An 18,373-nucleotide genomic window follows, 5' to 3' on the forward strand; every position below is an offset into this window, starting at 1 on the left:
CCAATGTGCTTCTGCTTCGACGGCGAAAGCGCGGTGGCGGCATACCGGCCGGAGACCTGCCGCGATCGTTTGGCTGACGAGGGCGTTTTCACGCCATCGCCGACCAGCCCCGGCGGCGAACTCGCCGCTGCCGCCTTGTTCGATGTCGCCGAGGCGAGACAGGTTCACCGTGTCGATGCGGGAGAAGCGAACTATCCCTTGTGATAGACCTGTTGCAGCCCGTAGACCGGCGTCGGCAAGCCGACTTGCCGGGCTTTCAGCTGCAGCGCCAGATATTGCGAATAGTGGCGCGACTGGTGGAGGTTGCCGCCATGGAACCACAGCGCTTCCTGCTGGGTCGGCTTCCACATGTTGCGCTGCTCGCCTTCCCAGGGGCCGGGATCCTTGGCGGTGTTGGAGCCAAGGCCCCAGACCTTGCCGACCTTGTCGGCCACCTCCTGCGAGATGAGGTCCGCCGCCCATCCGTTCATCGAGCCGTAGCCTGTGGCGTAGATCACGAGATCGGCCGGCAATTCGGTGCCATCGGCGAATTTGACGCCGGTTTGGGTCAATTCCCGCACCGCCGCACCTGGTCCGCTCTTGAGCTTGATCGAGCCGTCTATGACCAAGTCGCAGGCGCCGACATCGATGTAGTAGCCCGAACCCCGGCGCAGATACTTCATGAACAGGCCTGAGCCGTCATCGCCCCAGTCGAGCAGGAAGCCCGCTTTTTCCAGGTCCTCGTAGAACTTCGCGTCGCGTTCCTTCATCTGCTGGTAAAGCGGGATCTGGAACTCGTGCAGGATGCGATAGGGCAGCGAGGCAAAGATCAGGTCGGCCTTGCGCGTCGTCATGCCGTTCTCCACCGCCTGCTCGGAATAGAGTGCGCTGAGCCCGATATCCATCAACGTGTCGGACTTGACAATATGGGTGGAGGAGCGCTGCACCATGGTGACGTCCGCGCCTCCCTCCCAGAGAGCCGCGCAGATGTCGTGGGCGGAGTTGTTGGAGCCGATGACCACGACCTTCTTGCCGCGATATTTATCGGGGCCGGGATGGGTCGAGGAATGCTGCTGCTCGCCCTTGAAGATGTCCTGGCCCTTGTATTTCGGCCAGTTCGCCTTGCCGGACATGCCGGTCGCCAACACCAACTGCTTGGGCTTGAGAACGATCTCTTCGCCGTCACGCTCGACCACGACGGTCCATTCCTTGGCCTCGTCGTCGTATTTCGCGGATTTAGCCGAGGTGGAGGACCAGTAGTTCAGCTCCATCACCTTCGTGTACATCTCGAGCCAGTCGCCGATCTTGTCCTTCGGGGCGAAGACCGGCCAATTCTTGGGGAAGTCGATATAGGGCAGATGGTCGTACCAGACCGGATCGTGCAGGCAGAGCGACTTGTAGCGCTTGCGCCAGGAATCGCCGGGACGCTCGTTCTTCTCGATGATGATGGCCGATACGCCGAGCTGGCGCAGGCGCGCGCCGAGCGCAATGCCGCCCTGGCCACCGCCGATGATCACGACATAAGGCTGCTTGCCGCGGCCGAGTTCGGCGATCTCGTCATCACGCTCCTCGCGCCAGGATTTCCTGTCCTTGCCGTGACCGTGCTTGGCGCCGAGCGGCCGATTGAAACCGGCCTTCTCCTCATGGCCCTTGAGCTCGGCCATGCTGGTGAGCAAGGTCCAGATCAGGTCGCCCTTGAACCGCACCAGGCCGAAGCCGCGCGCCACCTCGGTCTCGAAGGTGATCCAGGCGGTGGTGACGCCGTCCGCCTCGGTCGCCTCCTCGCCTTCGGCCACCTTCCAGTCGCTCGGCAGGGTTCCAGCCAGGGTTGCTTTCAGCATGTCGCGGATCTGCTCCTGGCCCTCCATCGTCCTGAGATTCCAGGTGAAGGTGACGAGGTCGCGCCAGTAGCAATCCGCCTGGAAACAGTTGACCGCCGCGTCGATGTCGCCGGTCTCCAGCGCCTTGCCAAGCTTGTCGAGCAGTGCCTGCGCCTTCGTGGTGGGTGTTCTCTCGAGCATGGTCTCTCCTCCGGTTGTCGGTTTCCAAGAACGCCTGTTCAGGCTTCCACTGGAACAGCAAGCGGCCGGCCAGGACCTCCCTGCCCTGGGGATGGGACTCCCATTCGCCGGCAACGCGTCTCCTCCCAGGCACGTCGTCAGCCCGGCATAGTGGTGCGTCGATGGGATGGGCTCAACTGTACTATGGTAGCGCGCGGCGGAGCCGATCTCACAGGCGAGTGAATTCGTGCGGTACCCCATTGACGACCCCGCGACTTCGCCTTTATGGTCCGCCACCATGAAAACGGCACTCATTCTCGTAGGAAGGCGCGTGGGCAAGGCGGTGTAACCGCCGGGCGAAAACCCCCCATGCGCAGACACAGGCTCCCTCGGGGGCCTTTTTTATTGCCTGAAACACGACTAAACGACCAGCAACGCCCAATGGCGGACAGTACGGGACCAGACCGATGAGCAATGGACAGAACGAGCGGCGCGAGATGGCAGGTAGGGAAATGACCGGCGCCGAAATGGTGGTGCAGGCGCTGAAGGACAATGGCGTCAAGCATGTCTTCGGTTATCCCGGCGGCGCCGTTCTCCCGATCTATGACGAGATCTTCCAGCAGGACGAGGTCGAGCACATCCTCGTGCGGCACGAGCAGGGCGCCGGCCATGCGGCAGAGGGGTATGCGCGGTCGACCGGCAAGGCAGGCGTCATGCTGGTGACATCGGGTCCCGGCGCCACCAATGCGGTGACGCCGCTGCAGGATGCGCTGATGGATTCGATCCCGCTGGTCTGCCTGACCGGGCAGGTGCCGACCTCGCTCATCGGCTCCGACGCGTTCCAGGAATGCGACACGGTCGGCATTACGCGGCCCTGCACCAAGCACAACTGGCTGGTCAAGGACGTCAACGAACTCGCCGCGACCATCCACGAGGCCTTCCATGTCGCGACGACCGGCCGTCCCGGTCCGGTCGTGGTCGATATCCCGAAGGACGTGCAGTTCGCCAAGGGCTTTTATGTGCCGCCGCAGATCGCGCCGCGCACCAGTTACCAGCCCAAGGTCCAGGGCGACCTGGATAAGATCAAGGCGGCGGTCGAACTGATGGCCGGCGCCAGGAAACCAGTGATCTATTCTGGTGGCGGTGTCATCAATTCCGGCCCGGAAGCGAGCCATCTCTTGCGCGAACTGGTCGATCTCACCGGTTTCCCGATCACCTCGACGCTGATGGGGCTCGGCGCCTATCCGGCGTCGGGCAAGAACTGGCTGGGCATGCTCGGCATGCACGGCACCTACGAAGCCAACATGGCCATGCATGATTGCGACGTGATGCTCTGCATCGGCGCGCGTTTCGACGACCGTATCACCGGCAGGCTGAATGCGTTCTCACCGAACTCGCGCAAAATCCACATCGATATCGATCCGTCCTCGATCAACAAGAACGTCCACACCGAAGTGCCCATCATCGGGGATGTCGGGCGCGTGCTGGAAGACATGCTGCGGCTGTGGCGGGCAACCGCCAAGCACGACAAGAAGGCGCTCTATCCCTGGTGGGAGCAGATCGCCAAATGGCGCGGGCGCGATTCACTCGCCTTCAAGATGAACAACGACGTGATCATGCCGCAATACGCCATCCAGCGGCTCTACGAGCTGACCAAGGACATGGACACCTACATCACCACCGAGGTCGGCCAGCACCAGATGTGGGCGGCGCAGCATTATCATTTCGAGAAGCCGAACCGCTGGATGACCTCGGGTGGGCTGGGCACGATGGGCTACGGCCTGCCTGCCGCGCTCGGCGTGCAGATCGCGCATCCCGACGCGCTGGTCGTCGACATTGCCGGCGATGCTTCGGTGCAGATGACCATGCAGGAGATGAGCGCCGCCGTGCAGCACGACGCGCCGATCAAGATCTTCATCCTCAACAATCAGTATATGGGCATGGTGCGCCAGTGGCAGCAGCTGCTGCACGGCAACCGGTTGTCGCATTCCTACACCGAAGCGATGCCCGATTTCGTCAAGCTGGCCGAGGCCTATGGCGGCCACGGCATTCGTTGCGACAAGCCAGACGAACTGGACGACGCGATCAAGGAGATGATCTCGGTCAGGAAGCCGGTGCTGTTCGACTGCCGCGTCGCGACGCTCGCCAACTGCTTCCCGATGATCCCGTCAGGCAAGGCGCATAACGAGATGCTCTTGCCGGACGAGGCCACCGACGAGGTCGTGGCCAATGCAATCGACGCCAAGGGCAGGGAACTGGTGTAGACGACGAGCCGGGGCAGGGCTTGTCAAAAGAAGCCGTGCGAAAACAGGTAATTAGATCAAGAATTTGAGATTCATGTCATGAACGCACAGCACCTTCAACCCACCGGTTCCGCCTACTTCATCGCCAAGGAGACGGAGAGGCCGGAAAACCACACGCTATCCGTGCTGGTCGACAACGAACCGGGCGTGCTTGCCCGGGTCATCGGCCTGTTTTCCGGCCGCGGCTACAATATCGAGAGCTTGACCGTCTCGGAGACGGAGCATGAGAAGCACCTGTCGCGCATCACCATCGTGACGCGCGGCACACCGCATGTGCTGGAGCAGATCAAGCATCAGCTCGAGCGCATCGTGCCGGTGCATCGCGTGGTCGATCTCACCGTTCGTTCGCACGAGTTCGGACAGGAGCGGCCGCTGGAGCGGGAACTGGCGCTGGTCAAGGTTGCCGGCACCGGCGAGGCTCGAGTCGAGGCGTTGCGCCTGGCGGACGCTTTCCGCGCCAGCGTCATCGACGCCAACACCGAACATTTCATCTTCGAAATCACCGGCAAGGGGTCCAAGCTCGACCAGTTCATCGCCATCATGAAGCCGCTCGGCCTGGTCGAGATCTGCCGCACCGGCGTGGCCGCCATGAACCGCGGCCCGCAGGGCATGTAGGCCGACCTGTCTGAATTTCCATGAGTGTAGGGACTGGCGTGACCCACGGTCGGCACTGGCCTTTGTGCACCGTCGGAAAAGACAATAGTGCTGACGTATCTGGGAGGATATCATGTCACTCGACGCGTTCCTCGCACTGCTCGTCTATGCCTTCGTGACCTCGATCACGCCGGGGCCGAACAACCTCATGCTGCTGGCCTCCGGCGTGAATTTCGGCATCGGCAGGACCGTGCCGCACATGCTGGGGATCAGCTTCGGCTTTCTCGTCCTCTTGCTTGCCGTAGGCTTCGGGCTTGGGGCGGTACTAACCGCCTTCCCCGCGCTGCACACCGGGCTTAAGATTGCCGGCGCCGTCTATCTGCTCTACCTCGCCTGGAAGATTGCCATGTCGCGCTCGCTCAGCGGGAAGGGCGACACGGATGCGCGGCCGATGCGCTTTATCGATGCCGCGGCCTTCCAGTGGGTCAACCCCAAGGCCTGGGTGATGGCGATCACCGCGATGGCCGTCTACACCAATTCCGAACGACCTTTCTTGTCCGTCATTCTGATCGGCGTGGCTTTCACGGTGGTCAATCTCCCCAGTGTCTCGGTCTGGGCCGGATTCGGCACAGCGCTACGCGGCTTCCTGTCCGATCCGGTGCGGTTGAAATGGTTCAACATCGCCATGGGCGTGCTGCTGGCGGCGACGCTTTGGCCGATGCTGCGCTAGATCATAAGCCTCCATCTGCCCCCTCGAAGCATTTTCGGAGCCCACCCTACCTCCGGTTTTTAACGATAGCCGGCTGCACAGCTATTGTGCAGTGCACATTAAATCTTCGTAATGCCGTGTTTTGGCCCTTTTCCGACAAACCCGCGTCCTATCTATTCGGCGAAATCGCGGCAACGAGCCGGAATTGCGCTAGAATACGACCACCTGGCTACGGCGTGTCGGACGGAGAGGTCTTTTGTCGATGCGTGGAAAAGTCGTTCTTTCATTGCTGGCGGTCGCCTGTGTCGGCGCGGCCTGGCTTTATCTGTCGCCGGACGCGCTGAATAAGGCTCAGCAGTTCCTCGGGGCAAAGCAGGTCGCCGCGACGGGCAAGCCGGCGGCCGACAAGCCAGCGGCCGACAAGCCGGCGGGGGACAAGGCGGCGGGTAGCGGCAACGGTGCCCGTTCGACCTCGATCGTTTCGGCGACGGCTACAACCGCGGATTTCCCGATCCGCCGCTATGCCATCGGGTTCGTTTCCTCTCCGGCCGTGGTCAACATCAACGCGCGCGTCTCCAGCCAGATCGTGTCGATCGACGTCAAGGACGGGCAGATGGTGAAGGCTGGCGACCTCCTGTTCTCGCTTGACGACCGGGCGCTGAAGGCGCAACTCGCCAAGGACCAGGCGGCGCTTGCCAAGGACCAGGCGCTGCTCGCCAGCTCGAACTCCGATCTTCAGCGCGCCAAGGACCTTGTCGCCAAGCAGGCCGGTACGCAACAGACCTACGATCAGGCCGTTGCCGCGCAGAAGGCGGCGGCGGCGACGGTCGAGGCCGACAAGGCGACGATCGACGCCGACAACGTCCAGCTTGGCTTTGCCAGCATCACCGCGCCGATCGACGGCAGGCTGGGCGCCGTGAATGTCGCCGTAGGCGACCTCGTCACCGTCAGCAACGGGAACAGCAGCACGGCGACGCCACTGGTGACCATCACCCAGATGGACCCGCTGCAGGTCAACTTCAATCTGCCGGAAAGCAACCTTGCACTGCTTCACAAGGCGCTTGCCAATCCACGGCAGAACGCCGTGACATTGACCCAGAACGGCGACCCGACGCCGATTGGCAAGGGCACGCTCGATTTCGTAGATTCCAGCGTCGACACCGCATCGGGCACGATCGCAACGCGGGCAAGCATTCCCAATGCCGATCTTTCCCTTTGGCCTGGCCAGTATGTGAATGTCGTGCTCGACGCCGGCATCATGCCGCGGATGACCTCCGTTCCGACCGTGGCGGTGCAGCCCAGCCAGAAGGGGCCGTTCGTCTATGTGGTCAAGCCAGACAACACCGTGGAGATGCGGCCGGTGCAGGTGGCGCTGACCGAAGGCGCAAACAGCGCCATCAGCCAGGGGCTGAAAAGCGGCGAGAAGGTTGTCACCGAGGGCCAGACAAGGCTGAAGGACGGCGCCGCGGTGCATGAAGGCAACGCGGCCGCGCCCAAGGTGGCCGAGGCGACCAGCGCCGGCGAGGCGGCCCAATGATCTCCGAATTCTGCATCCGCCGGCCAGTCGCCACCCTTCTGATGTCGTTCGCCCTCGTGCTGGGCGGACTGTTTGCCTATAAATTCCTGCCGGTGGCGGCACTGCCCAGCGCCGAATTCCCTGTCGTCAACGTCTCGGCCTCGCTGCCTGGCGCCTCGCCGGAAACCATGGCCACGTCGGTGGCGACGCCGCTGATCAAGCAGTTCGCGACCATCGCCGGCATTGATTCCATTTCGACCACCAATTCGCTCGGCCAGACCTCGATCGCCATCCAGTTCGTGCTCAACCGCGACATCGACGCGGCCGCCGCGGACGTCCAGGCGGCCATCGCGCGCACGCAGAAATCGCTGCCGCCGCAGATGACGGCGCCGCCGAGCTATCGCAAGGTCAATCCGGCCGATGCGCCGATCCTGCTAATGTCGCTGGTCAGCGACACGGTTCCGCTGACCGACCTCGATGCCTTCGCCGAAAACGTGATCTCGCCATCGCTGTCGACCATCGACGGCGTCGCGCAGGTCTCGATCTTCGGCCAGCAGAAATACGCGGTGCGCATTCAGATCGATCCGACCGCGCTTGCCGCGCGCGGCATCTCGATCGATCAGCTGCAGGCAGCGGTCGCATCCGCCAACAGCAACACGCCGCTCGGCGTGCTGCAGAACAACAAGCAGCAGCTCACCATCACCGCCAACACGCAGCTTACCGACGCGGCCGGTTTCTCAAACCTCATCATCGCCACCAAGAACGGCCACCCGGTGCGGCTGGGCGAGGTGACCCGTGTCGTCGATTCGGTGCAGACCACCACGACCGCAAGCTGGTATGACGGTACCCGCGCGATCATCATGGCGGTGCAGCGCCAGCCGGACGCCAACACGGTCGACGTCGTCGACAAGGTCAAGGCGATGCTGCCGTCCTTCCAGGACCAGATGCCGGCCGCAGCCCAGATCAAGCTGCTCAACGACCGCTCAAGCTCGATCCGCCAGGCGGTCGACGACGTACAGTTCACGCTGCTCTTGACCATCGCGCTGGTGGTGATGGTGATCTTCGTGTTCCTGCGTCGCGTGACGGCGACGATCATCCCGGCCGTGGCGGTGCCGATCTCGCTGATCGCCACGCTCGGCGCGATGTTCCTGTTCGGCTTTTCCATCGACAACATATCGCTGATGGGCCTGACGCTCGCCGTCGGCCTCGTCGTCGACGATGCCATTGTGATGCTCGAAAACATCTTCCGCCACATGGAGGAGGATGGGCTTTCAGCCTTCGACGCGTCGCTGAAGGGCGCGCGCGAAATCGGTTTCACCATCATCTCGATCTCGATCTCGCTGGTNCAGACGTGTGCTCTTCCGATCTGGTGCTTCTGATGGGCGGCGTGATCGGGCGCATCTTCAACGAGTTCGCTGTCGTGGTCACCGTCGCCATCCTGGCCTCCATGTTCGTGTCGCTGACACTGACGCCGATGCTGTGCTCGCGGCTGCTGTCAGTCAGCAAGGCCGACCGCGAGGCACATGGTGCCGGCCACAAGCGCGATTTCATCACGCGCGGCTACGACCGGATTCTGAGTTTCTGCCTGCGGCACACCTTCCTGGTGTTCCTCGTCTTCGTCGGCACCGCGGCAGCCTCGGTGTGGCTGATCGAGGTTTCGCCGAAGGGTTTCTTCCCGCAAGAAGATATCGGCCAGATTTCAGTGACCACCATCGCGCGCCAGGACATTTCGTTCGACGCCATGGCCAAGCTGCAGGGGCAGGTGGCGAGCGTGTTCTCGAAGTCGCCCTATGTCGACCATGTGGCCTGGTCGGCGGGCAGCGGTAACAATGCGCTGAACCAGGGACAGCTCTTCGTCCAGCTCAAGGGCAAGGACCAGCGTCCCGATATCGAGAAGGTGCTTTCGGATCTGCGCAAGCAACTGGCCGGCGTGGCGGGCATCGAGACCTACATGCAGCCGGTGCAGAATCTGCGGCTCGGCTCACGCTCGTCGGCCAGTGCCTACCAGCTCGTGGTTCAGGGCCTCGACACCGGCCTGACAGATCAGTGGGCGCAGAAACTGAATGACGCGATGGCGGCCGACCACACGACCTTCACCGACGTCACCAGCGACCTGCAGAACAACGCCTTGCAGGCGACGCTGGTGGTGGACCGCGACAAGGCCGCCCAACTCGGCATCGACACCGACACGCTGCGCTCGGCGCTTTATGGCGGGTTCGGCACCGACCAGGTTTCAACGATCTTCGGCTCGGCCGACAGTTACGAAGTCATTGCCGAACTCGATCCCAAGATCGAATGGTCGCCGGAGCGGATGCTTGCCATCCAGATGCGGACGGCGAGTGGCAGCCTGGTGCCGCTCGGCGCCTTCGCCCGGGTCGACCGCACGGCCGGCGCCTTGACGGTCAACCAGCTCGGTCAGCTTCCGGCGGTGACCATCTCCTATAACCTTCCGCAGGGCGTGGCGCTGGGCGACAGCGTGAAACGCATCGATGCGCTGAAAGAGCAGATCGGCATGCCGACGGCGATCTCGACGACCTTCGCCGGCACCGCAAAGACCTTCCAGGATTCGCTTGCCAACCAGGGCCTGCTGGTCGGCGGCGCCATCCTGACCATCTATATCGTGCTCGGCATTCTGTATGAGAGCTTCATCCACCCACTCACCATTCTGACCGGCCTGCCGTCGGCCGTGCTCGGGGCGGTTGTCGCCTTGCGCTTCGCCGGCATGGATCTGTCCGTCATCGCGGTGATCGGCATCCTGATGCTGATCGGCATCGTGAAGAAGAACGGCATCATGATGGTCGACGTCGCGCTTGAACTGCGACGAGAGGGCATGTCGGCCACCGATTCCATCCACAAAGCCTGCCTGATGCGGTTCAGGCCGATCATGATGACGACGCTGGCAGCACTGATGGGCACGTTCCCGATCGCGCTCGGCACCGGCGCCAGCGCGGAACTGCGCCAGCCGCTGGGCGTTGCCGTCGTCGGCGGCCTGCTCGCCTCGCAGGCGCTGACCCTGTTCGTGACACCGGTAATCTACGTCTACATGGAGAATTTCTCGGGCTGGCTGGTCGGACTCATGCCGAAGCGCAAGGCCGAGTTGCACCTAGTCGAAGTGGGCGACCAGCCCTCGCTGTTCGGCACAAATGACGACATCCCCGGTGAGCCGCAGAAGACTGCCGCCGAGTAGCAGGCAGGCACGCGCCGAGTTCCGCTGGCCCAAGCCGTAATACTTGCGGCAGGCGGATCGGAACTTTAGTTTGCCATCATGTCCCACGATCATGACCACGACAACGAACTCGATCCGTTTGCCGCGCGGGTGCGCGCGCTGGAAACCATCCTGACCCGCAAGGGACTGATCGATCCGGCCGCGATCGACGTCATCGTCGATACCTACGAGACGAAGATCGGTCCGCGCAACGGCGCCCGGGTAGTGGCCAAGGCCTGGAGCGATCCCGCTTTTGCCGCGTGGCTGAAGCGCGACGCGACGGCGGCGATCGAATCGCTGAGCTATACCGGCCGGCAAGGCGAGCATATGCAGGCGGTGTTCAATACCGGGGATACCCACAACCTCGTCGTCTGCACATTGTGCTCCTGTTATCCGTGGTCCGTGCTTGGCCTACCGCCGGTGTGGTACAAGGCGCCGCCCTACAGGTCGCGCGCGGTGATCGATCCGCGCGGCGTGCTCGAGGAGTTCGGGCTGGTGCTGCCGGCGGGGACGAAGATACGCGTCTGGGATTCGACAGCGGAACTGCGCTATCTCGTCGTGCCGATGCGACCGGAGGGCACCGAAGGCTGGAGCGAGGAGCGGCTGTCCGAGCTGGTGAGCCGCGATGCCATGATCGGCACGGCTCTGGCAAGTCACCCCGCATGAACGGGCCGCAGGATCTCGGCGGACAGATGGGTTTCGGGCCGGTCGCGCCCGAACGAGATGAGCCGTATTTCCATGCCGAATGGGAGAGGCGGGCGCTCGGCGTGACGCTCTGCGCCGGCGGCATGGGCGCCTGGAACATCGACGAGAGCCGGCACGCGCGCGAATCGCTGCATCCGGCCGATTATTATGGCTCCAGCTACTATCAGATCTGGATCAAGGCGCTTGAGATCTTGCTCAAGCGGCATGGTTTCGTCAGCGAGCGCGACCTCGGGGCGGGCGAGGCGATCGATCCGGCGGCGAAGCCCAAAAGAGTGCTGAAGGCGGAAAACGTTCCCGCTGTGCTGGCCAAGGGCGGTCCTTGCGATCGGCCGGTGGAGACAGCGCCGCGCTTCAAGGCCGGGGATTCTGTGCGGACGAAAAACTTCAACCCGACCGGCCACACCAGGCTGCCGCGCTATGCGCGCGACAAGCAGGGCACCATCGAGGCGGTGCGCGACGGCTTCGTCTTTCCCGACAGCAACGCGCATGGGCAGGGCGAGAATCCGCAATGGGTCTACACCGTGGTTCTCGACGGCACGGAAATCTGGGGCGAGGGCGCCGACCCGACGCTTGTCGTCTCGATCGATGCCTGGGAGAGTTATCTTGAGCCGGCCTGAAGCGAAGGGGTCCGCCGCCAGTTTGCCCGCCGGCTTCGACGCACCTGTGTTCGCCGAGCCATGGCAGGCCGAAGCCTTCGCCATGACTATGGCGCTGCACCGTAAGGGCCTGTTTTCGTGGAACGAATGGGCGGATGCCTTGTCAGCCGAGGTGAAGAAGCCAGATGCCGCGGCGGACGGCCACGATTATTACGAGCATTGGCTGGCGGCGCTGGAAGGGCTGCTCGCCTCCAAGGGGCTGGCCGCCAAACCCGATGTCGACGCGATGGCGCGGGCCTGGGAGCGCGCCGCGCACGCCACGCCGCATGGCAAGCCGATCCTGCNCAAACCCGATGTCGACGCGATGGCGCGGGCCTGGGAGCGCGCCGCGCACGCCACGCCGCATGGCAAGCCGATCCTGCTGGAGAACGATCCCGGGCCGACCGTAGGTGGTGGCCACACCGAGTAAGGTCGCCGTGGCCCGCGACCCGAATGGACCTACGTGCGCGTACCAAAAACACGGATAATAAGGAGAAGACTGCCGAAGGAGGCGAGACTACCGGCTATTGCAGAGAACATGAGTCGGCGCAGGTATTCAAATTCACTTTGGACCAAGATGCTGCTCACTCGACTGTTCTTGCGTGCAGCCCGCTCCCAATATGGCAGAGCTCTTTCATCGACCTTGGTTACAAGCGCTTCCGTCCTGGTCAGGGCGAGATAGATACCGCAAAGCACTCCCAAAAAGCTGACGAGAAACACGGCAACACACGCCCACACCGCAAGGTGGACGAGTAGTGGTTGTCCTTCCATGACCAACTTCATGTGCTCTCAATCCTTGGTAGTGCTGCCTTGCTAACTTAGGCGCCTTAACCTCTAGTTCCCACTGTCGCTTCAAATCGAGACATGGATTTTTGTTCCCTTTACGTTCTTGTCTTCGCTTGATAATCTGTGGCAGGGGCGTTCGGCGCCGGTAGCGTCGATGCATGGCGGCTATCTTGTCTTTCTCTCGCGAATCCGGTCACACGATCAGATGGAATTTTCACCCCAACAGGATGAGGCGCTGCAAGCGGTCGCCCGCTGGCTGAAGACCGGCAAGCCGCAGCTGTTCCGGCTGTTCGGCTATGCCGGCACCGGCAAGACGACGCTGGCGCGCTATTTCGCCGAACATGTCGACGGCCAGGTGCAGTTCGCAGCCTTCACCGGCAAGGCCGCCCAGGTGCTGCGCTCCAAGGGCGCGGTCAACGCCCGCACCATCCATTCGCTGATCTACAGGCCCAAGGGCGAGGAATCGGTGGCCGACGAGGTCACCGGCAAGACCTCGATGTCGCCAACCTTCTCACTCAACCGGCAGAGCCCGATCTCGCGCGCGAAACTGGTAGTCATTGACGAGTGCTCGATGGTCGACGAGCAGCTCGGCCGCGACCTGATGAGTTTCGGCACGCCGATCCTGGTGCTGGGCGACCCCGGCCAGTTGCCGCCGATCTCGGGTGGCGGCTTCTTCACCGATCATGAGCCGGACTTCTTGCTGACCGAAATCCACCGGCAGGCGCGCGACAATCCGATCCTGCGGCTGGCGCTCGATGTGCGCGAGGGCCGCGAATTCATGCGCGGCGACTATGGCACCGCGAAGGTGATCGGCAAGGAAGACGTCAATCAGGAACTGGTGCTGAGGGCGGACCAAGTGCTGGTCGGCACCAACCGCACGCGGCGGCGCTACAACCAGCGCCTGCGCGAGCTCAAGGGCTTCAATGCCGATTACCCACAAGCCGGCGACAAGCTGGTGTGCCTGCGCAACGACCCAGCCAAGGGCCTGCTCAACGGATCGCTGTGGAAGGTGATGACCTCGTCGCGCGAGACGGTCAAGCCCGGCATCAATCTTCTGGTTTCGCCCGAGGAGGACGATCCGGATCGCGGCGTCGCCAAGATCAAGTTGCTGAAGGCGGCGTTCGAGGATCCGGACGCCGAAATCCCTTGGCAGCAGAAGAAGCGCTTCGACGATTTCGACTATGGCTATGCGCTGACGGTGCACAAGGCACAGGGCTCGCAGTGGAACGAGATCGTGCTGTTCGACGAGAGCTGGGCCTTCAAGGAAACGCGCCAGCGCTGGCTTTACACAGCCATCACCCGGGCCGCCGAACGCCTGACCATCGTCAGGTAGAAGACTCGGCGGGTGGCCGGGAGAACCTTTTCATCCTCTTTCTGGAGCGGCGGTCGCCTCCTCACTCGTCGGCCGCGCGCCGAGCCATTCCCAGGCAGCTGCCTCGTCCTCGATCTTGAAATGCCTGAATTCGACGGGCGAGGAAGCGGGCAAGGCGTATCGTGCGTTCGGCGTCCAGTCAGGGGCGCCGATCGCCGCGCAACGGCCAACATGTTCCAATGCATGGATGGCACCCTTCTTGATGGTCTCGTCCGAGATGTCGGCCCAGTCGACGCCCTCGTGATCGACTATGCGCACGGCCACGTCGATCTTCTGATGGAGCAAATAGGCCGCCTCCAGCAGACCGAACAGGTTTTCGGCATCGGCGGCCGAGACATGGCCGACCACGTCGATGGCAAAGAGGTCGTCGCGGCTGGTCTCGATGCGGCGGATCGCCGGCACGGATTGGAGGAAATTCAAGGTGGTGCCTCCCTTTCGTGGAGTATGTTGGTCTTCTGGAACACCGGAAAGGCCCTATCTGTTCCCGTCAAAGACGCTATAGATGCGCCGTCTCAAATGCGCCGTGCCGGAACGAATGAGCGCGGCGCGCCTCGATCGCCTGTTTCACGGACGCCAAACCATGCCCGCCAAGCTTTCCGTCAACCTCAACGCCATCGCCATGCTGCGCAACCGGCGCGACCTGCCGTGGCCCGATGTGATCGGTGTCGGCCGCCTCGCGCTTGCCGCCGGAGCGCATGGGCTGACGGTGCATCCGCGCCCCGACGAACGTCATACAAGGCATTCCGACCTGCCCGAGATCAGGGCGCTGATCGACGACGAGTTCCCACGGGCGGAATTCAACATCGAGGGCTACCCAAGCGAGGATTTCCTGGCGCTGGTGGAGAAACATCAGCCCGAACAGGTGACGCTTGTGCCCGACGATCCCTCCCAGGCGACCTCCGACCATGGCTGGAACTTCATCGCCGATGCGGCGTTTCTGACGCCGATCGTCAGACGTCTAAAGAAGGGCGGTTTCAGGGTCTCGCTGTTTTCCGATGCCGATCCCGCCGGCATGGCGGCCGCGCGCGACACTGGCGCCGATCGTATCGAACTCTATACCGGTCCTTATGGCAGCTATCATTCCGATTCCGGTAAGGCGGCCAAAGAATTGGAACGATTGGGGAAAACGGCTGACGCGGCATTTGCCGCCGGTCTCCAGGTCAATGCCGGGCACGATCTGACGGTNCGTATCGAACTCTATACCGGTCCTTATGGCAGCTATCATTCCGATTCCGGTAAGGCGGCCAAAGAATTGGAAGGATTGGGGAAAACGGCTGACGCGGCATTTGCCGCCGGTCTCCAGGTCAATGCCGGGCACGATCTGACGGTGGCCAATCTGCCCGCGCTGGCAAGGCGTGTTCCGGCATTGGCCGAAGTGTCGATCGGACATGGGTTGACAGCCGACGCGTTGGAGTATGGCATGGCCGGCACAGTGGGCCGGTTCCTCAGGGCATGCGGCTGGTAGGGGTGGTAATACTTCGTATTGGTATGGCAGCCATCGCGTGCATTTGATATCGTATCGCAGCATGCATAAAGCACCGCGCGCTTGTCGGAGAGTGGTCGATGGCCCTTGCCAATAGCGGGAGCGAGGCTGAAACCGTCGAGCAATCGGGCCATGCCGGGGTCGAGCAGCACAGCACCAAGGTTCTCATGCTGGGCGCGCTCGGCGTTGTCTATGGCGACATAGGCACAAGTCCGATCTACGCCTTTCGCGAGGCGCTTCACGCTTCGCCCGGCATCGATACGCGCGTTCACGTGCTTGGCGTGCTGTCGCTGATCGTCTGGGCGCTGACGATCATCGTGACCGTCAAATACGTTGCCTTCGTGCTTCGTGCCGACAACAAGGGCGAAGGCGGCACACTGTCACTGATGTCGTTGGCACGCAGCGCCTATCCCAAAGGCGCTCGACTGATTCTGGTGATCGGTCTTTGCGGCGCGGCGCTGTTTTTCGGCGATTCGATCATAACGCCGGCCATCTCGGTGCTGTCGGCGGTCGAAGGCCTCACGGTGGTGACCCCAACGCTGGACGCCTATGTCGTGCCGATCACCCTGGTCATCCTTGCCATCCTGTTCTCCGTGCAACGCTTCGGCACGGGAAAGGTGGCGGCGGTGTTCGGGCCGGTGACGGCGCTGTGGTTCCTGGCCATCGGCGTTGCCGGCATCTATCACTTGCTGGACGATCCATCGATCCTGCTTGCCATCAATCCCTATTACGCGGTCGCTTATCTGGCCAGCACACCGACCGCCGCCTTTGTCACCGTCGGCGCCGTGTTCCTGGCGGTAACCGGGGCCGAGGCGCTTTATGTCGATCTCGGCCATTTCGGACGCAAGCCGATCGTGCTGGCATGGTTTTCCGTGGTTTTCCCCTGCCTGCTGCTCAACTATTTCGGGCAGGGCGCCTTTGTGCTCGCCAATGACGGAAAACCGACCAACCCGTTCTTCCAGATGCTGCCCGACTGGGCGCTGATGCCGATGGTGGGGCTTGCAACGGCGGCGACGGTCATTGCCAGCCAAGCGGTCATTTCAGGGGCTTTTTCGCTGACCCGACAGGCGGTGCAGCTTAATCTTCTGCCGCGCATCGAGGTGCAGCATACGTCGGAGATGCAGTCCGGGCAGATCTACATGCCGCGCGTCAACCTACTCATCGCGATGGGCGTGATGCTGCTGGTGGTCGGTTTCGGCAGTTCGAGTTCGCTGGCGTCCGCCTACGGCATCTCGGTGACCGGCGAAATGCTGATGACGACGATCCTGCTGTTCGTGGTGATGCGCAAGATGTGGAAATGGAAGCTGGCGCTCGCCCTGGCGCTTACCTTGCTGTTCGGCATCATCGACAGCGGCTTCTTCCTGGCCAATGTCGTGAAGATCGTGGAAGGCGGCTGGGTCTCGATCACCGTTGCCTGCCTAATGGGGCTGATCATGTGGACGTGGATACGCGGCAGCCGCTATCTCTTCGACAAGACCCGGCGCAACGAAATCCCGCTCGATTTCCTCGCCGGCAATCTGTTGAAGAAGAAGCCGCAGCTGGTGTCCGGCACCGCGGTGTTCCTGACCAGCGATCCGCTCAGCGCGCCAACCGCGCTGATGCACAGCCTCAAGCACTACAAGGTGCTGCACGAGCAGAACGTCATCCTTTCGGTGGTGACCGCGCCGCAGCCCGTCGTGCCCGACAGCGAACGCGTCAAGATGGAGACGGTCAACGAGTTGTTCATGCGGGTGACGCTGACCTTCGGCTACATGGAACAGCCCAACATTCCACGCGCGCTGGCGATCTGCCGCAAGCAAGGCTGGAAGTTCGACATCATGACGACGTCCTTCTTCCTTTCGCGGCGGTCGCTCAAGGCCTCGCCCAATTCAGGCATGCCGGTGTGGCAGGACAGGCTGTTCATCGGCTTGGCGCGCTCGGCGGCCGATGCGACGGAGTATTTCCAGATCCCGACCGGACGTGTGGTAGAAATCGGCACGCAGGTGGCGATCTGACGAGTTGGATCGCCTGAACGGGGAGGCGGCCATGGGCGGCGAATTGGTGCTTGTCACCGGCGGATCGGGTTTCCTCGGGGCGCACTGTATTCTTGCCCTGTTGAAGGCGGGCTATCGCGTGCGCACGACGGTGCGCTTCGCCAAGCGTGAAGCCGACGTTATCGCCATGCTCAAGGCCGGCGGCGGCGAGCCGGGCGACAGGCTTTCCTTTGCCATCGCCGACCTCATGAGCGATGCGGGCTGGCCCGACGCTGTCGCCGGCTGCGACTATGTCCTGCATGTCGCGTCACCATTTCCGCCCGGCGTGCCGAAGCATGAGGACGACCTGATCATCCCGGCTCGCGAAGGCGCGTTGCGCGTACTCAGGGCGGCGCGAGACGCTGGCGTCAAACGCCTTGTGCTGACCTCGTCCTTCGCCGCCATAGGCTATGGCAAGATGCCGCCCGGCGACCGGCCTTTCAACGAGGAGAGCTGGACAGATCCGACGGCCAAGGTCAGCGCCTATGTGAAATCGAAGACGCTTGCCGAGCGCGCGGCCTGGGATTTCATCGCCGCCGAGGGTGGCAGGTTGGAGTTGGCCGTCGTCAATCCGGTCGGCATTTTCGGGCCCGTGCTCGGGGCCGACCATTCTACCTCCACCGAATTTGTTCAGCGCATGATGAACGGTGCGATGCCCGGGTTGCCACGCCTGTCCTTCGGCGTGGTCGACGCGCGCGACGTGGCGGACCTGCATGTGCGCGCAATGACCAATCCCGCCGCCAGTGGCGAGCGCTTCCTGGCCGTTGCCGGCGATTTCATGACCGTGAGGGAGATCGCCCAGACGGTGAAAACGCGGCTCGGCGCGGCCGCCTCGCGGGTCACGACGCGGGAGCTTCCCGATTGGTTGGTGCGGGTAGTGGGGCTGTTCAACGCGGAAGCCGCGCAACTCGTGACGGAACTCGGCAAGGTCAAGAACGCCACCAACGCCAAGGCCGTGCGCATGCTCGGCTGGGCGCCGCGCTCGCGCGAAGACGCGCTGGCCGCCACCGCAGAAAGCCTGGTCCGGCTCGGGCTGGTCAAGACCCTGAAATAGCGCGGCGGGAGAAAGACTTC

15 protein-coding genes and 1 pseudogene are annotated in these 18,373 nt (G+C 62.9%); 13 read left to right on the forward strand and 3 right to left on the reverse strand.

Annotated features, from left to right (window positions below; genetic code table 11):
• Nucleotides 1-3: 3 nt before the first annotated feature.
• Nucleotides 4-204 (forward strand): hypothetical protein, encoded by a 201-nt coding sequence (locus tag X742_RS168200; protein WP_023769738.1) that lies wholly within the window; start codon nt 4-6, stop codon nt 202-204.
• Here X742_RS168200 and X742_RS168195 read toward each other — a convergent pair.
• Nucleotides 192-2,000, reverse strand: coding sequence for an NAD(P)/FAD-dependent oxidoreductase (locus X742_RS168195; RefSeq protein ID WP_023769739.1), 1,809 nt, complete (start codon nt 1,998-2,000; stop codon nt 192-194). The genes X742_RS168200 and X742_RS168195 overlap by 13 nt on opposite strands.
• 446 nt (nt 2,001-2,446) lie before the next feature.
• On the opposite strand from X742_RS168195, the gene X742_RS168190 reads away from it, so the two are divergent.
• The 8 genes and pseudogenes from X742_RS168190 to X742_RS168160 all read left to right on the forward strand — a co-directional run bounded on the left by X742_RS168190 (nt 2,447) and on the right by X742_RS168160 (nt 12,076).
• Nucleotides 2,447-4,243 (forward strand): acetolactate synthase 3 large subunit, encoded by a 1,797-nt coding sequence (locus X742_RS168190; protein ID WP_084569459.1) that lies wholly within the window; start codon nt 2,447-2,449, stop codon nt 4,241-4,243.
• A gap of 78 nt (nt 4,244-4,321) precedes the next feature.
• On the forward strand, nt 4,322-4,897 hold the full coding sequence (gene ilvN / locus X742_RS168185) for an acetolactate synthase small subunit (protein WP_013894763.1): 576 nt from the start codon (nt 4,322-4,324) through the stop codon (nt 4,895-4,897).
• 112 nt (nt 4,898-5,009) lie between these two features.
• Nucleotides 5,010-5,606, forward strand: coding sequence for a LysE family translocator (locus X742_RS168180; protein ID WP_023769741.1), 597 nt, complete (start codon nt 5,010-5,012; stop codon nt 5,604-5,606).
• Between the two features lie 241 nt (nt 5,607-5,847).
• Entirely contained in the window at nt 5,848-7,122 is a 1,275-nt protein-coding gene (locus X742_RS168175) for an efflux RND transporter periplasmic adaptor subunit (RefSeq protein WP_023769742.1), read from the forward strand.
• A pseudogene (locus tag X742_RS01000000169460) lies at nt 7,119-10,288 on the forward strand (efflux RND transporter permease subunit). The gene X742_RS168175 and the pseudogene X742_RS01000000169460 overlap by 4 nt, the downstream one beginning before the upstream one ends.
• Before the next feature lie 78 nt (nt 10,289-10,366).
• A complete protein-coding gene (gene nthA / locus X742_RS168170) occupies nt 10,367-10,972 on the forward strand; it encodes a nitrile hydratase subunit alpha (RefSeq protein WP_023769743.1) in 606 nt (201 codons plus the stop codon).
• Nucleotides 10,969-11,628, forward strand: coding sequence for a nitrile hydratase subunit beta (gene nthB, locus X742_RS168165; RefSeq protein WP_023769744.1), 660 nt, complete (start codon nt 10,969-10,971; stop codon nt 11,626-11,628). Before nthA ends, nthB begins: the two co-directional genes overlap by 4 nt.
• The gene (locus X742_RS168160; RefSeq protein WP_023769745.1) at nt 11,615-12,076 is read left to right on the forward strand and encodes a nitrile hydratase accessory protein; all 462 of its coding nucleotides are present in this window, start codon (nt 11,615-11,617) and stop codon (nt 12,074-12,076) included. The genes nthB and X742_RS168160 overlap by 14 nt, the downstream gene beginning before the upstream one ends.
• 29 nt (nt 12,077-12,105) lie before the next feature.
• Here the strand turns inward: X742_RS168160 and X742_RS168155 are convergent, their stop codons facing one another.
• Nucleotides 12,106-12,429 (reverse strand): hypothetical protein, encoded by a 324-nt coding sequence (locus X742_RS168155; protein WP_023769746.1) that lies wholly within the window; start codon nt 12,427-12,429, stop codon nt 12,106-12,108.
• A gap of 208 nt (nt 12,430-12,637) precedes the next feature.
• Between X742_RS168155 and X742_RS168150 the strand changes: the two genes are divergently transcribed.
• Nucleotides 12,638-13,765 (forward strand): ATP-dependent RecD-like DNA helicase, encoded by a 1,128-nt coding sequence (locus tag X742_RS168150; protein WP_023769747.1) that lies wholly within the window; start codon nt 12,638-12,640, stop codon nt 13,763-13,765.
• A 30-nt stretch (nt 13,766-13,795) separates the two neighbouring features.
• On the opposite strand, the gene X742_RS168145 is transcribed toward X742_RS168150, so the two are convergent.
• Nucleotides 13,796-14,224 carry an STAS/SEC14 domain-containing protein gene (locus X742_RS168145; RefSeq protein ID WP_023769748.1) on the reverse strand — a complete coding sequence of 143 codons (429 nt, stop codon included), beginning with the start codon at nt 14,222-14,224 and terminating at the stop codon, nt 13,796-13,798.
• A gap of 160 nt (nt 14,225-14,384) precedes the next feature.
• On the opposite strand from X742_RS168145, the gene X742_RS0135600 reads away from it, so the two are divergent.
• From X742_RS0135600 to X742_RS168135, 3 genes are all read left to right on the forward strand, one after another.
• The gene (locus tag X742_RS0135600; protein ID WP_023769749.1) at nt 14,385-15,269 is read left to right on the forward strand and encodes a pyridoxine 5'-phosphate synthase; all 885 of its coding nucleotides are present in this window, start codon (nt 14,385-14,387) and stop codon (nt 15,267-15,269) included.
• A 98-nt stretch (nt 15,270-15,367) separates the two neighbouring features.
• Nucleotides 15,368-17,281 (forward strand): potassium transporter Kup, encoded by a 1,914-nt coding sequence (locus X742_RS168140; protein WP_023769750.1) that lies wholly within the window; start codon nt 15,368-15,370, stop codon nt 17,279-17,281.
• A gap of 31 nt (nt 17,282-17,312) precedes the next feature.
• Nucleotides 17,313-18,353, forward strand: coding sequence for an aldehyde reductase (locus X742_RS168135; protein WP_023769751.1), 1,041 nt, complete (start codon nt 17,313-17,315; stop codon nt 18,351-18,353).
• Nucleotides 18,354-18,373: the final 20 nt, after the last annotated feature.

The sequence above is a fragment of the Mesorhizobium sp. LNHC229A00 genome, from assembly GCF_000502415.1.
GTDB lineage: Bacteria > Pseudomonadota > Alphaproteobacteria > Rhizobiales > Rhizobiaceae > Mesorhizobium.

What these genes read in the sequence shown, in the direction of transcription:
- X742_RS168195 (WP_023769739.1), bottom strand. Translation starts at nt 2,000, where the DNA reads ATGCTCGAGAGAACACCCACCACGAAGGCGCAGGCACTGCTCGACAAG.
- X742_RS168155 (WP_023769746.1), bottom strand. Translation starts at nt 12,429, where the DNA reads ATGAAGTTGGTCATGGAAGGACAACCACTACTCGTCCACCTTGCGGTG.
- X742_RS168140 (WP_023769750.1), top strand. Translation starts at nt 15,368, where the DNA reads ATGGCCCTTGCCAATAGCGGGAGCGAGGCTGAAACCGTCGAGCAATCG.
- nthB (WP_023769744.1), top strand. Translation starts at nt 10,969, where the DNA reads ATGAACGGGCCGCAGGATCTCGGCGGACAGATGGGTTTCGGGCCGGTC.
- X742_RS168180 (WP_023769741.1), top strand. Translation starts at nt 5,010, where the DNA reads ATGTCACTCGACGCGTTCCTCGCACTGCTCGTCTATGCCTTCGTGACC.
- X742_RS168190 (WP_084569459.1), top strand. Translation starts at nt 2,447, where the DNA reads ATGAGCAATGGACAGAACGAGCGGCGCGAGATGGCAGGTAGGGAAATG.
- X742_RS168200 (WP_023769738.1), top strand. Translation starts at nt 4, where the DNA reads ATGTGCTTCTGCTTCGACGGCGAAAGCGCGGTGGCGGCATACCGGCCG.
- ilvN (WP_013894763.1), top strand. Translation starts at nt 4,322, where the DNA reads ATGAACGCACAGCACCTTCAACCCACCGGTTCCGCCTACTTCATCGCC.
- X742_RS168175 (WP_023769742.1), top strand. Translation starts at nt 5,848, where the DNA reads ATGCGTGGAAAAGTCGTTCTTTCATTGCTGGCGGTCGCCTGTGTCGGC.
- X742_RS168150 (WP_023769747.1), top strand. Translation starts at nt 12,638, where the DNA reads ATGGAATTTTCACCCCAACAGGATGAGGCGCTGCAAGCGGTCGCCCGC.
- X742_RS168135 (WP_023769751.1), top strand. Translation starts at nt 17,313, where the DNA reads ATGGGCGGCGAATTGGTGCTTGTCACCGGCGGATCGGGTTTCCTCGGG.
- nthA (WP_023769743.1), top strand. Translation starts at nt 10,367, where the DNA reads ATGTCCCACGATCATGACCACGACAACGAACTCGATCCGTTTGCCGCG.